This is a genomic window from Streptomyces sp. NPDC104096, from assembly GCF_055584385.1.
Window position 1 is genome coordinate 285,786 of record NZ_JBVJMD010000001.1, and the last position, 14,086, is coordinate 299,871.

Annotated in this window: 8 protein-coding genes; 6 read left to right on the forward strand and 2 right to left on the reverse strand. The window is 73.9% G+C overall.

Going from position 1 to position 14,086, the window contains the following annotated elements; genetic code table 11:
• Window positions 1-239 precede the first annotated feature (239 nt).
• Window positions 240-1,946, forward strand: coding sequence for a glycerol-3-phosphate dehydrogenase/oxidase (locus ACZ60B_RS01450; protein ID WP_469383250.1), 1,707 nt, complete (start codon window positions 240-242; stop codon window positions 1,944-1,946).
• Window positions 1,947-2,043: 97 nt separating this feature from the next.
• Here the strand turns inward: ACZ60B_RS01450 and ACZ60B_RS01455 are convergent, their stop codons facing one another.
• Window positions 2,044-3,087, reverse strand: a complete 1,044-nt coding sequence (locus tag ACZ60B_RS01455) for a serine hydrolase domain-containing protein (RefSeq protein WP_469383252.1) — start codon at window positions 3,085-3,087, stop codon at window positions 2,044-2,046.
• 341 nt (window positions 3,088-3,428) lie between these two features.
• Here ACZ60B_RS01455 and ACZ60B_RS01460 point away from each other — a divergent pair, with 341 nt between their 5' ends.
• The 4 genes from ACZ60B_RS01460 to ACZ60B_RS01475 all read left to right on the forward strand — a co-directional run bounded on the left by ACZ60B_RS01460 (window position 3,429) and on the right by ACZ60B_RS01475 (window position 11,961).
• Entirely contained in the window at window positions 3,429-5,513 is a 2,085-nt protein-coding gene (locus ACZ60B_RS01460) for a serine/threonine-protein kinase (RefSeq protein WP_469383254.1), read from the forward strand.
• A gap of 167 nt (window positions 5,514-5,680) precedes the next feature.
• Window positions 5,681-8,227 (forward strand): protein kinase, encoded by a 2,547-nt coding sequence (locus ACZ60B_RS01465; RefSeq protein WP_469383256.1) that lies wholly within the window; start codon window positions 5,681-5,683, stop codon window positions 8,225-8,227.
• Between the two features lie 181 nt (window positions 8,228-8,408).
• Window positions 8,409-10,094, forward strand: coding sequence for a serine/threonine-protein kinase (locus tag ACZ60B_RS01470; RefSeq protein ID WP_469383257.1), 1,686 nt, complete (start codon window positions 8,409-8,411; stop codon window positions 10,092-10,094).
• Between the two features lie 196 nt (window positions 10,095-10,290).
• On the forward strand, window positions 10,291-11,961 hold the full coding sequence (locus ACZ60B_RS01475) for a serine/threonine-protein kinase (protein WP_469383259.1): 1,671 nt from the start codon (window positions 10,291-10,293) through the stop codon (window positions 11,959-11,961).
• Between the two features lie 19 nt (window positions 11,962-11,980).
• On the opposite strand, the gene ACZ60B_RS01480 is transcribed toward ACZ60B_RS01475, so the two are convergent.
• Complete coding sequence (locus ACZ60B_RS01480; protein ID WP_469383260.1) at window positions 11,981-12,949, reverse strand: AraC family transcriptional regulator; 969 nt, start codon at window positions 12,947-12,949, stop codon at window positions 11,981-11,983.
• A gap of 105 nt (window positions 12,950-13,054) precedes the next feature.
• On the opposite strand from ACZ60B_RS01480, the gene ACZ60B_RS01485 reads away from it, so the two are divergent.
• Window positions 13,055-13,957, forward strand: coding sequence for an MBL fold metallo-hydrolase (locus ACZ60B_RS01485; protein WP_469383262.1), 903 nt, complete (start codon window positions 13,055-13,057; stop codon window positions 13,955-13,957).
• Window positions 13,958-14,086: the final 129 nt, after the last annotated feature.

Genomic DNA, 14,086 nt, shown 5'->3' on the forward strand with positions numbered 1-14,086 from the left:
AGGTGCGCAAGCCGTGTGGACAAGACGAGCGAGGCGCAATGTCACACTAGGAGTAAATATGACCTTGATGCGGTATTGGTCGGCTGTGTTTCCCGGCAGTCCCGCGAATGTTGTCCACAGGCTGGGAGCGACTGGTGGCTGAAGTCGGGCATCCCGGTCAGGATTGGGGCATGGGGGATGCGGGCCCGGTCCTGCCCCTACAGGGTGTGCCCGGCGCGACCGACGAGCGGGAGGCAGCGGTGAGGACAGCGACACTGGGACCGGCGCAGCGCGCCGAGTCACTGGCATCCATGGCCGAGAGTGAGCTGGACGTGCTCGTCGTCGGCGGTGGTGTCGTCGGCGCGGGCACCGCTCTCGACGCCGTGACGCGCGGCCTGTCCACGGGACTGGTCGAGGCGCGCGACTGGGCGTCGGGCACGTCGAGCAGATCCAGCAAGCTGATCCACGGCGGCCTGCGCTATCTGGAGATGCTGGACTTCGCGCTGGTCAGAGAGGCGCTGAAGGAGCGCGGCCTGCTGCTGGAGCGCCTCGCGCCGCACCTGGTGAAGCCGGTCCCGTTCCTGTACCCGTTGCAGCACAAGGGCTGGGAGCGGCTGTACGCCGGTTCGGGCGTGGCGCTCTACGACGCCATGTCGATGGCCCGTGGCCACGGCCGGGGCCTGCCCAGGCACCGGCACCTGACCCGGCGTCACGCCCTGCGGGTCGCCCCGTGCCTGAGGAAGGACGCGCTCGTCGGCGCCCTCCAGTACTACGACGCCGAGATGGACGACGCCCGTTACGTGGCCACACTGGTGCGCACCGCCGCCTTCTACGGCGCCCATGCCGCCAACCGGGCGCGGGTGACCGGCTTCCTGCGCGAGGGCGAGCGCGTGGTCGGCGCCCGGGTCCAGGACGTCGAGGGCGGCGGGGAGTACGAGGTCCGCGTGAAGCAGATCGTCAACGCGACCGGGGTGTGGACCGACGACACGCAGGCGATGGTGGGCGAGCGCGGGCAGTTCCACGTCCGTGCCTCCAAGGGCATCCACCTGGTCGTGCCCAAGGACCGGGTCAACTCCTCCACCGGGCTGATCCTGCGCACCGAGAAGTCCGTCCTCTTCGTCATCCCCTGGGGCCGGCACTGGATCATCGGGACCACCGACACCGAATGGAGCCTCGACAAGGCCCATCCGGCCGCCTCCAGCGCCGACATCGACTATCTGCTGGAGCATGTGAACTCGGTGCTCTCGGTGCCGCTGACGCGGGACGACGTCGAGGGCGTGTACGCGGGACTGCGCCCGCTGCTGGCAGGCGAGTCGGACGCCACCAGCAAGCTGTCCCGCGAGCACACCGTGGCCCATCCCGTGCCGGGGCTCGTGGTCGTGGCCGGCGGCAAGTACACCACCTACCGGGTGATGGCCAAGGACGCGGTGGACGAGGCCGTGCACGGGCTCGACATGCGGGTCGCCGAGTGCGTCACCGAGGACGTCCCGCTGCTGGGCGCCGAGGGCTACCGGGCGCTGTGGAACGCGCGGGCGCGGATCGCCGCGAAGACCGGACTGCACGTGGTGCGCGTGGAGCATCTGCTGAACCGCTTCGGTTCCGCGGCGCAGGAACTCCTCGACCTGATCGCCGGCGACCCCTCGCTGGGGGAGCCCCTGCGGGCGGCCGACGACTACCTGCGCGCCGAGATCGTCTACGCCGCCTCCCACGAGGGCGCCCGGCACCTGGACGACGTGCTGACCCGGCGCACCCGCATCTCCATCGAGACCTTCGACCGGGGCACGCTCAGCGCCCGTGAGGCCGCGGAGCTGATGGCGCCGGTGCTGGGCTGGGACAAGAACCAGATCGAGCGCGAGATCGAGCACTACGAGAAGCGGGTGGAGGCGGAGCGGGAGTCGCAGCTCCAGCCGGACGACCTGACGGCGGACGCGGCCCGGCTGGGGGCGCCGGACATCGTGCCGCTGTAGGGCGGCCGTGCGGCTGTGGGTCCGTGCGGACGGCTTGCGGCACGTCCCGCTCGAACGAGTGACGCGAGCCGGGATCCCGGCGCGGACGCCGACCGTTCTACGAGGTGCCGGAGCAGAACTCGGCGGTGAGGAGGGCCGGTTCCAGGTCGGGGTCCGCGATCTCCGTCGTGTTCACCCGGAAGGTGAGGACATGACGGCCGTCAGAGGTCGCCGCGGTGCGCACGTAGCTGCCGGTGATGCGTCCGTTGTGCCCCCACACCGTGGTCCCGCAGGGCAGTTTCACGGGGAACAGCCCCATGCCGTACGAGCCGTGTGCGGCGCGGGTGTCGAGCATCTCGAGCATCTCGCGCGGGGGCAGCAGCTCGCCGCCCAGCAGTGCCGCGTAGAAGCGGTCCAGATCGGCGAGCGTGGTCACCAGCTCGCCCGCGGCCCCGGCCACCCGTGGGTCGAGCGCGGTGACGTCGGAGCCGTCGGCGGCGTAGGCGCGGCCGTGCGGGGAGGGCAGGGATCTGTGGGAGCCGGGGAAGGAGGTGCCGGTCAGGCCCAGTGGAGCGATGACGCGGCGCGTGGTCTCGGTGGCGTACGAGTGACCGGTGACCTGCTCGACGACCAGGCCGAGGACGACGTAGTTGGTGTTGGAGTAGGAGAATCGGCCACGTTCGGCCGGAGGGTGGGTGAGCGCGAGGCGCACGGACCGGGTGGCGGTGAGGGGGACGGCGCCCCCGGTGTCCCGGGTGAAGTCGTACAGGCCGCTGGTGTGGGTGAGCAGGGAGCGCAGGGTCAGCGTGCGCCCGTCGTTGCCCGCCCCGCGCACCAGACCGGGCAGGTGCCGCTCCACCGTGTCGGACAACGACAGCCGGTGTTCGGCGGCCAGTTGCAGGACGACCGTCGCAATCAGGGTCTTCGTGATGCTGCCCGCGCGGAAGTGGTCGGAGCGGGAGATTCCAGGACCTGACCGGGCGTAACGGGTGGTCGTCCCGTCGCGGGCCAACAGGGCCGCCGCGGGCGCCCTGCCCCGGGTCGTCAGCTGCGCGAGGACCGTGTCCGTGGGCGGGGTGGAGCGTGCCTGTGAGCCGGCCGGGGCCAGACTGAGGAGCAGCAGGGAGACGGGCACGGCGAGCAGTGTCCGGAGCGGTGGCATCCCGGTTCCTCCCTTGTCACGGGCCATCATGCCCGGTGGTGGGGCGCCGGTTTCACCGGATGCGCAGGTTGCCGGGACTCGGCCGGAGCGGGGTGGGGACCCGGGCCGGGACCAGGTCAGGACCGGGTTGCGGCCCGGGCCGGGACCCGCTCCGCCCCTTGGCCGGAAATCGCTGGAAGCCCTGGCCGGGATCGGTCGGCGGGATTGGCGGACGGGTTCCGGGGGACCCGCGGTCCGGGTGTCCGGACCCCCTCGCGCGGCGATGGGCACCCTGGGCGTCGAGCACTTGTCGGGTGGGGGACAATGGAGGCTCTGTCAGGGCGGGTTGCATGAGGGGACGCATGTCGGAGGCGGAGCGGGCGGGGACATCCCGTCAGGGGAAGAGCGCACGTCTCCTCGCCGGGCGGTACCGGCTGGGAGACGTGCTCGGCCGCGGCGGCATGGGAACGGTGTGGCGCGCCGAGGACGAGACCCTCGGCCGCACGGTCGCCGTCAAGGAGCTGCGGTTCCCGACGAACATCGACGACGAGGAGAAGCGCCGGCTGATCACGCGGACGCTGCGCGAGGCGAAGGCCATCGCCAGAATCCGCAACAACAGCGCGGTGACGGTCTTCGACGTGGTCGACGAGGACGACCGGCCGTGGATCGTGATGGAGCTCGTCGAGGGCAAGTCGCTCGCCGAGGCCATCCGCGAGGACGGAGTGCTGGAGCCCGGGCGCGCGGCGGAGGTCGGCCTGGCGATCCTCGACGTGCTGCGTTCGGCGCACCGCGAGGGCATCCTGCACCGTGACGTGAAGCCGTCGAACGTGCTGATCGCCGAGGACGGCCGGGTCGTGCTCACCGACTTCGGCATCGCGCAGGTCGAGGGCGACCCGTCCATCACCTCCACCGGCATGCTCGTCGGCGCACCCTCCTACATCTCCCCGGAGCGCGCCCGCGGTCACAAGCCCGGTCCCGCCGCCGACCTGTGGTCGCTCGGCGGACTGCTCTACGCGGCGGTCGAGGGATCTCCGCCGTACGACAAGGGCTCCGCGATAGCGACGCTCACGGCGGTGATGACCGAACCGCTGGAGGAGCCGAAGAACGCGGGCCCGCTGCGGGACGTCATCTACGGACTGCTCACCAAGGATCCGGCGCTGCGCCTCGACGACGCGGGCGCGCGGGTCATGCTGAACAAGGTGATCAAGGCGTCCGCGCCCAAGACCGCCGAGCGGGAGCCGGTGGACGCGACGAAGGTCGTGCCGCTGCCCGTGCCGCCGGACTCGCCCGAGGACCGGGGGAGCGCGGCGGGATCCGGGAACAAGCGCGGCGAGGAGGCGGCGGACAAGCTGCGCGGGGCCCTGCGCTCCGTGCGCAAGGCCGCCGTGGTGGCCGGTGCGACGACCTCGGCCGCCGCGACCCGCACCAAGTCCGCCGGCGCTGCCGCGGGTACGGCGGCTTCGGCGTCCCCGTCGGGGTCCGCCGGCGCGCCGGCGTCCGCGGGCACGGCGGCCGGGTCCGCCGGTGCCGGCCTCGGCGCGGGCACGGGTGAGAGGACCGCCCAGGCCGGCGGCAACGCCACCCCGGCCGGGCGCAGTTCGGGCTGGCCCGTGATGACGCCGCCGGATCTGCCGGATCTGCCGCCCAGGTCCGTGCCCAAGGCGCCGCTCACCGACGTGGTGCCGAAGCGGACCCTGCTGATCATCGCCGTGGTGGTGGCGCTGGCGGTGCTCGGTACCGTGCTGGCCCTCACCCTCGGCGGGGGCGACGGCAGCGCCGCCGACGACGGGAACGGCGGCGGGACCAAGGCCGGTGCCAGTCAGAGCGCGAGCGTCGGCACCAAGGAGGACGCGAGCGGCGGGTCCGGCAAGGACGACGACACCTCGCAGTCCGGTTCCCAGGACACGAAGTCGGGCTCCACGACGGGGTCCACGGACGGCTCGTCGTCGGACGCGTCGTCGGGCGGCTCGTCCGACACGGACGACGACACCGGCACCTCCAGCGACACCGCCGCCGCGGTGGCGTCCACGCACGACGGCGGCCAGGGGTACTCGATCGGCCTGCCCGCCGGGTGGAAGTACCAGACCTCGGACTCCGCGGGGGACCGTTTCACCGGGCCCGACGGACAGAAGCTGCTGGTCGCCTGGACCACCACGCCCAAGGGCGACCCGAAGGCGGACTGGGAGAACCAGGAGCGCTACATGACGCGCTCGCAGTACAAGAAGATCCGGATACAGACGGTGCAGTACCGCGGCTGGAACACCGCCGACTGGGAGTTCACCTACGTGGACGGCGGCACGCAGTACCGGACCGTCGACCGCGGGTTCGTCGTCAACGACCACCTCGGGTACGCCCTGATGTACACGGCGAAGGCGTCGGACTGGGACGGCGCACTGCGCAAGAGCACCTGGCAGACGCTGACGGAGACCTTCCAGCCGAAGAAGTGAGCGGGCCGGTCCCCGAGGGTCGGGGGCCCGAGATCGGTCAACCTCTCTTTGCGGGTTGCCTCCGGCACGTATCGTGAGTACTTGCGGACCGTACGCATCCCGCTATGCGGTCGGAACGGGCCGCGAGACGAACGGAATTGACCGACCGGGCGGCAGGGGGAGGCACAGTGGACGACTACGCGGGCCGGGTGCTCGCCGACCGCTACCGCCTGCCGTTGCCGCCCTCCGACGAGTACGAACTCACCGAGAGCCGCGCCTTCGACACCTACAGCGGACAGGAAGTCCTCGTCAGGCAGGTGCCGTTGCCGGAGGTCGTCGAGGCCGAGGTGCTGGACGCCGAAGGGCTGCCCGAGGGGTTCACGGCGCGTGACCGCGCGGCCCGGAGGCCGACGGCACGTGCGCGCACGGACGGGAGCACACGACGGCCGGCCGATCCCGTGGTGCGACGGGCCGTGGAGGCCGCCCAGGCGGCCGCCCGGATCCCCGACCACCCACGGCTCGACCAGGTCTTCGACGTGTTCGCCGAGGGCGGTTCGCTCTGGGTCGTCAGCGAGCTGGTGGCCGCGCGGCCGCTGGCGGCGCTGCTCGCCGAGAAACCGCTGTCGCCGTACCGGGCGGCCGAGGTCGCCTCCGACGTGCTCATGGCACTGCGGGTGCTGCACGCGCACGGCTGGGTCCACCGCAACATCACCGCGCGCACGGTGCTGGTCTGCGAGGACGGCCGGGTCATGCTGACCGGGCTCGCCGTCGGCACGGCCCAGGAGGCGCTGTGCGGGTACGACCCCGTACCGGCCGAGGACGGGACCGAGGGCGGCACGGCGGGCGGCCCCGGGACCGTCGGCGGGCCCGCGGGCTCCACGGGCCCCGGAGGCGCCCTGGGCGGCGCCGGGGCGGCCGGTACCGGCAGTGGCGCCGGTACCGTCGATCCCGAGGCCGCCCGGCGGGCCGCCATCGAGGCACGGGCCGCCGGAGGGCTGCCGCAGGCCGGTACCGACCCGGCCGCGGGCACGGGTGGCGCCTCGGCCGCCGTGGCCCCAAGGGCGGCGCCAGCGAGCGGCGGGGACGTCCGGGCCGCGCGGGCCGGCGCGATCGCCGCGTACCGCGCGGGCGCGCGGGCGGCGGCCCGGGTCCAGGACCTGCAGCAGAACGGCCGGCCGGCCCTGCCCGGGGCCCGTCAGGCTCCCGACGGCGCCGGCTCCGACGGCCGGTCGCAGCCGCCGTACGTCCCCGGCGGCGGTGGACAGCACACGACCGGCACGGTGCAGAACCCCGGCGCCGGTGTGCCGCCGGGGCAGATAGCAGACCCCTACGGCGTGCGCGGAGCGCCCTGGCGGGGGGCGGAGCCGCGCGCCGTCGCCCCCGCGCCCGGGGCCGTGGGCGCCCTCCTGCCCGCCGACCCCGCGCAGCCCCCGGCCCGCTGGGGCGATGGCGCCCCCGGCGCCCCCGCCCGGCGCGGTCCGGCGACGGCGCTGGCCGCCGAGCGGGCCAGGCAGGCGCGGATGGCGCTCGTGGGCCCGGTGACCGAGCGCTGGGCGCCGGAGCAGGCGGGGCCCGTGCACGAGAACTGGCAGCTCGCCGCCCCCATCGGACCCGCGACCGACCTGTGGGCGCTGGGCGCGCTGCTCTTCAGGGCCGTACAGGGGCACGCGCCGTATCCCGAGGAGTCGACGGCCGAGCTGGTCCAGCTGGTGTGCGCGGAGCCGCCCGCGTTCGCCGAGGAGTGCGGACCGCTGCGCCCGGTGGTGGAGTCGCTGCTGCGTCAGGACCCCACCGAACGCATCGACTTCGAGGAACTGGGCGGCTGGCTGCGCTCGCTGGTGCGCTCGGCGCCGGAGCCGGACGCCGGTGCGCACGTCGTGGCGGCGCCGCCCGTCGACCCGAGCCGGCTGCCGATCGTGCGGCGGCGCGGCGAACTGGTGCGCAGACGGCGGGCCGGGCTGCCCGCCACCACGGCGCACGGCCGGCACAAGCGGGCCAGGAGGGAACCGTCCGGCTCGCCGCGCCGCCTGGGCCGCACCCTGCTCCTGCTGATCCTGCTCGTGCTGGCCGGGACGATCGCGTACGCCGTGCTGTTCATGCCGAAAGCCACCGACACCGGCGCGGCCGACACCGCCGGAGCGGCGCGCACGACGCCCGCGCAGGGGGACACCGCCCCCGAGGCGAGCAGCGAGCCCCGCCCCGACCAGACCTCGCCCGCGGCCGACGAGGGCCCCTCCGCGTCCGCCGGTCCCACCGGTACGCAGAGCGGCGGCCCCGACGTCGCCGACGGCTTCACCGTGCGCAAGGACGCCGAGGGCTTCCAGGTCGCGGTGGCGAACGGCTGGGACCGCACCCCGAAGAACGGACTCGGCCAAGTCGTCTACCACCACGGAGACTTCGAACTGATCGTGGTGCCCGGCCGGGACCGCGCGTCGGCGTACGGCACCGATCCGATGGTCTACCAGCGCGAGAAGGAGTACGAGCTGGGACCGTACCGCTCGTCCAGTTGGGCCACCTCCGGCGGGCTGCGGACGATCGAGGTGGGCGGACGGACCATGGCCGAGGGTCAGTTCACCTGGAGTGACGCCGGCGGGCGCCAACTGTTCGTGCGCAACCTGGCGATCCTCGTCGACGGGCGCTACCACGTGGTGCAGGTGCGCGGCCCCGAGGCCGAGCGCGACGAGGTGACGAAGCTGTACGAGCAGGCGTCCTCCACCTACCAGTTCACCGGCTGAACCGGAAAGCGGCGCACCGGCGCGCCGCGCCGCTTCGCGGACCGTGCGGCCGCGGTTCCCGCGGCGGACCAGAAGCGACAACCGTCACAGTGCGGTGTCCTTGGCGCTCCGCGTGTTCCCTGGACGCGGACCGGTCCTTAGTCTGAGCCTGTCAAGAGCATTGCGGGGCAACGTGAATCAGATGCAGGGCCTGCTCCTCGCGGGTCGCTACCGGCTTGCCGACCCGATCGGCAGCGGCGGCATGGGCCGCGTATGGCGAGCGCACGACGAGTTGCTGCACCGGACCGTCGCGATCAAGGAGTTGACCGCGGCGCTGTACGTCTCCGAGGGGGACCGGGGCGTGCTGCTCGCGCGTACCCGCGCGGAGGCGCGGGCCGCCGCGCGGATCAACCACTCGGCCGTCGTCACCGTGCACGACGTCCTCGAACACGACGGCCGGCCGTGGATCGTGATGGAGCTGGTCGAGGGCCGCTCGCTGGCCGACGAGGTCAAGGAGCAGGGGCGTGTCGAGGCCACCGAGGCCGCACGGATCGGGCTGTGGGTGCTGCGCGCCCTGACCGCCGCGCACACCGCGGGCGTCCTGCACCGGGACGTCAAGCCCGGCAACGTGCTGCTCGGCGACGACGGCCGCGTCCTGCTCACCGACTTCGGCATCGCCCAGATCGAGGGCGACAGCACCATCACCCGCACCGGCGAGGTCGTGGGCTCCGTCGACTACCTGGCGCCCGAGCGCGTCCGCGGCCACGACCCCGGCCCCTCCTCCGACCTGTGGGCGCTCGGCGCGACGCTGTACACGGCGGTGGAGGGCCGCTCCCCGTTCCGCCGCACCTCGCCGCTGACCACCATGCAGGCGGTCGTCGAGGAGGAGGTCGCCGAGCCGCAGCACGCCGGTCCGCTGGAGCCCGTGATCGGCGCCCTGCTGCGCAAGGACCCCGCCGCCCGTCCGGATGCGGCGCAGGCCGAGCAGATGCTCGCCGAGGCGGCGGAGGGCCGGCGGCCCAGCGCCGCGCAGGCGTTCGTACCGACGCAGCACGGCGGGTCCGTCGCTCCCGGGCTGCGGGAGACGGGGACCGGCGCGACGGCGTACGGGCCCGCGTACGGGGCTCCGGCCACCCGGCCCGGGACCGGGGCGACGGTCGTGGGGCCGACGCCGATGGGGCCGCCCGGCACCGGCGCGGTCCCGGCCGGGACCGCGCCGTCCGCACGCCCCGGCAGGCGCCGGCTGCGCTCGCTCGTCCTGGTGGTCGTGCTCGCCGCCCTGGTCGGCGGAGCCACGGCGGTGGGGCTGCACCAGTGGGACAAGAGCCGCCGCCGGCAGGACGACGCCGCCTCCTCCAGCCAGTCGCCGGACCCGACGTCGAGCCCGTCGGGCACGTCCGACACCGACCCGGCGACGGCCCCCGACAACTGGGAGACCGTCCCCGACCCGCTGGGCTTCAGCATCGCCCTGCCCAAGGGCTGGAAGCGGTCGGTCTTCAGCGACGACGGCGACCTCACGCAGATCGACTACTCGCCCGACGGCGGCGAGCACTTCGTACGGATCGCCCTCGACAAGTCCCCGGACTTCGCCGATCCCTACCAGCACCAGCTCGACCTCGACCAGCAGCTCACCCGTCTGGTCGATTACAAGAAGCTCCAGCTGGGGGCGAACACCTACCGCGACCGCCGGGCCTCGCTGTGGGAGTACACGTGGACGGCGCTGGCCAAGGACACGAAGTTCCCCGGACCGCGGCACGCGATCGACGAGGTGTACATCGGCCGCAACGGCGTGGAGTACGCGCTGTACATGTCCTCGCCCGCCGAGGACTGGCCCACCACGCAGGAGCAGTTCAAGAAGCTCCTCCAGAGCTGGCAGCCCGAGGCGTGACGTCCTGACCGGCCGGGTCGTTCCGCCCGGCCGTTCAGGGCCCTCGTCTCGCCCGGTGCTTCCGGCCGGGTGTGAACGACCGTTCGTGACCGGCTCGTTGTGACGGATCCCACCGGTCGTGAATCGGCCCCGGGTGGGTGGATTTGGCCGGTGGGCGGCCCGGAGGGCGGCCGTCCGGTGCGGCATGATGGGGCTCATGGGGACCGAGGGGGACGACTCCCGCGTGATCGCGGGCCGGTACCGGCTGGAGGCCCGGCTGGGGCGCGGCGGCATGGGCGTCGTCTGGCGTGCCACCGATCAACTGCTGGGCCGGCAGGTGGCGGTCAAGGAGGTCGCCTTCGACGAGACGCTCTCCCCGGAGGAGACCCGCAGGCAGCACGACCGTACGCTGCGCGAGGCCCGAGCGGTCGCCCAGCTGCGCCACCCGCACGTCATCGTCGTGCACGACGTCGTCGAGCAGGACGAACGCCCGTACATCGTGATGGAGTTGATCGACGGCGGCTCGCTGGCCGACCGGATCGCCCGGCGCGGCCCGGTCGACGTCGGCGAGGCCGCCCGGATCGGCATCGCCCTGCTGAGCGCGTTGCGCGCGGCGCACACCGCGGGTGTCCTGCACCGCGACATCAAGCCGGCGAACGTCCTGGTCGGTGAGGACGGCCGGGTCGTCCTCACCGACTTCGGCATCGCCCAGGTCGCGGGTGCCACCACGATCACCGACACCGGGGCCTTCGTCGGCTCGCCCGAGTACACCGCGCCCGAGCGGATGTCCGGCGCCGGTACCGGACCGGCCTCCGACCTGTGGTCCCTGGGGGCGCTGCTGTGCACGGCCCTCAGCGGCGCATCGCCCTTCCGGCGAGACTCCCTGGGCGGCATCCTGCACGCCGTCGTCTCCGCCGACATCCGTACGCCCGAGCAGGCCGAGCCACTGCTTCCGGTCGTACGGGGCCTGCTCGAACGCGATCCGGAACGGCGGCTGGAGGCGGGGGAGGCGGAGCGGATGCTGCGGGCCTTCCTGGAGACCGGCCGTACGCCGGAACCGGCGTCCTCCGGCCACACGCCGACGCGCCCCGAGCCGCAGCGCCGGCCCGAGTCGCAGAGCCGGGCGGAGCCGCACGGCGGGGCGGAGCCCGCCCCGGCCGACCGGGCCCCCTCCACCCGCGGGGTGCTGGTGGCCGCGCTGCTGGTCGCCGCGATGGCGGGGGCGGGAGTGTCGGCCGCGGCCCTGCTGATGCACGGGGGCGGCGACGGGAGCGGCACGCCGGTGTCCTCGCCCTCGCACGGCTCCGTCAGCTCACGGCCGGTCTCGCCGTCGCACGGCGCCACGGGCGCCGCGAGCTCCACCGGTCCGGCCTCCGCCCCCGCCTCCGGGACGGACACCGCGGCCGTGACGCACTCGCCCGCCCCCGCGTCCGAGAACCGCCCCACCGCCCCTTCCGGCTACCGGGTCGCCGACGACCCGGCCGGCTTCTCGCTCGCGGTGCCGGACGACTTCACCCGCGAGCCCCAGGGCGAGCGGGTCTTCTACATGTCACCGGGGGAGGTCTTCCGGCTCGGCATCAAGGTGACCGGCACCGAGCCGGGCGGCCCGCTCGCGGTGATGCGGAGCGCCGCCGCCGAGGGCCCGGACACCAACCCCGGCTACCACGACGGCCGGGTCGTCGAGACCGCCCACAACGGACGGCCCGCCGCCCTCTGGGAGTTCAGCTGGAACGGCTTCAGCACGGCCGAGGGGCCCCGGCACACCTTCGACCTGTGCTGGGAGGAGAACGGGCGGATGTACGACGTGTGGGTGTCCGCGCCGGTGGGGAAGGTGCGGGAGGCCCGGGAGTACTTCGACGTCGCCGTCGACACGTTCGTACGGACCTGAGATCCGGCGGCTGCCGGCATTACGGCCGGGCGACGTCGCCGGTACTACGGCCGGGCCGGTCAGGGGTGCCGCTCGGGGCGGGGAGCCGGTACCTCCCGGGCGTGACGCCGAACTCCCGGCTGAACGCGTGCGAGAGGGCGTAGGGGCTGCTGTACCCGGTCCGTCGGGCCACCGAGGCCAGCGGCGCGTCCGAGCTCCGGAGCAGGGCCGCCGCCAGCGTCAGCCGCCACCAGGTGAGGTACGCCATCGGCGGCCGGCCCACGAGTCCGGTGAAGCGGCGGGCCAGGGTGGCGCGGGAGACGCCCGCCTCGGCGGCCAGGCGGTCGTTGCTCCAGGGGGCGGCCGGGTCGGAGTGCAGGGCGCGCAGGGCGGCCGTGGTCACGGGATCGCTCAGCACCGCGGGCCATGCGCCCGCCTCCGCGTCCGCCGTCCGGGCACGGACCATGTAGACGAGGAGGAGGTCGAGCAGGCTCGGCACGGCGAGGCAGGAACCGGGGCGCCGGTCGTCCAGCTCGCGGGCCAGCAGGTCCACGGCGGCGCGGAGTTCGGGGTGGTCGCCGACCCGGTTGGGCAGATGCACCACCTCCGGCAGCTCGGCCATCAGGGGGTGCGCCCGGCTGCGGTCCAGACGGTACTTCCCGCACAGCAGCTCGGTCGCCCGCCCGACGCCACCGGCACTGCCGGTGCCCGGTCCGGGTCCGTGCACCTCCTCGAACGGCACCGCCCGGTCCGCCTCCGCCGGGTCCACCGGCCGGTCGGCCAGCACATGGCCCGTCCCGTGCGGCAGCAGCACCGCGTCGCCCGGCCCCAGGGTGACCGGCTCGCCTCCGCCGTCCGGCAGGAGCCAGCAGCCGCCCGCCAGCACCACGTGGAAGCCGGCGCCCTCGTACGGGGCGAGCCGGGTGCACCAGCGTCCGTCCACCCGCAACCGCTGGGAGGAGGGGCGCCCGATACGCATGGCGGAGATCGCGTCGCTGACCACGTCCATGGGGTCAGCCTAGACATCCAATGGCTCGACGGTGAGACGTTCGCGTATCGACAGGAGTCAATCGGGCATCGTGAAGCTCACCGATCCCTTCCTAGGCTTGCCGCCATGACCGATGAACACGTGCAGAGTCTCACCCTCGGCGACGTCGAGATCCTCCGCATCGTCGAGTGGCAGGCCCCCTACGCGCCGACCCGCGCCCTCGTCCCCGACTGCGGTCCCGAGGTCTGGAAGGAGCACCGGGAGCTGCTGGCCCCCGACCACTGGGAGCCGGACGGCGACCTGGCCGTGGTCGCGCTCCAGACCTGGGTGGTGCGCTCCGGCGGACGGACCGTACTGGTGGACACCGGTGTGGGCAACGGCCGTGAACGGCCCGGGAACCCCCTGTTCCACCAGCGCCGAGGGGACTTCCTGGGGCGGCTGGCCCGGGCCGGTGTCCGGCCCGAGGACGTCGACGTCGTCGTCAACACCCACCTGCACGGCGACCACGTCGGCTGGAACACCCGGGACGAGGCGGGGGAGTGGGTGCCCACCTTCCCCCGGGCCCGTTACCTGTTCCCGGCCGCCGACGACGCCCACTTCGGCCCCACGGGCGGCTACGGGGGCGGCGTACGGGTGGACGACCGGCTGACCTACGAGGACAGCGTCGCGCCCGTGCACCGCGCCGGGCAGGCCCTGCTCTGGGAGGGCGTCCACCGGGTCGACGCGCACCTCACCCTGGAGTCCGTCCCCGGTCACACCCCCGGCTCCGCCGTCCTGCGGGTCGCCTCCCGGGGCGAACGGGCGGTGTTCGTCGGGGACGTGCTGCACAGCCCGGTGCAGATCATGCACCCCGAGTGCAGCAGCTGCTTCTGCCTCGATCCGCGCCGGGCCGCGGCCGGCCGCCGTCGTGTTCTCGAACGGGCCTCGGAACTGGGCGAGCTGGTCATCCCGGCGCACTTCGGCGGAACCGGGGTGATGGAGGTGCGGCGCGGGGGCGGTGCCTTCACGCCCGTCCCCTGGGCCGGATAGGTCCCGGGCGGGACGGATCCGGTCCGGCTCCGGGAGCCGCGATGTTCGCGAGCGTCCGTGAACGGCCGGGAACCGACACGACCACGCCCTGATCAGCGCCTTTGTTGCCAGTGACCACTGGCGACATGT

Bases quoted from the DNA above. Each gene is read 5' to 3' on its own strand.
- ACZ60B_RS01455 (WP_469383252.1), bottom strand. From the start codon at position 3,087: ATGCCACCGCTCCGGACACTGCTCGCCGTGCCCGTCTCCCTGCTGCTC.
- ACZ60B_RS01460 (WP_469383254.1), top strand. From the start codon at position 3,429: ATGTCGGAGGCGGAGCGGGCGGGGACATCCCGTCAGGGGAAGAGCGCA.
- ACZ60B_RS01470 (WP_469383257.1), top strand. From the start codon at position 8,409: ATGCAGGGCCTGCTCCTCGCGGGTCGCTACCGGCTTGCCGACCCGATC.
- ACZ60B_RS01475 (WP_469383259.1), top strand. From the start codon at position 10,291: ATGGGGACCGAGGGGGACGACTCCCGCGTGATCGCGGGCCGGTACCGG.
- ACZ60B_RS01480 (WP_469383260.1), bottom strand. From the start codon at position 12,949: ATGGACGTGGTCAGCGACGCGATCTCCGCCATGCGTATCGGGCGCCCC.
- ACZ60B_RS01485 (WP_469383262.1), top strand. From the start codon at position 13,055: ATGACCGATGAACACGTGCAGAGTCTCACCCTCGGCGACGTCGAGATC.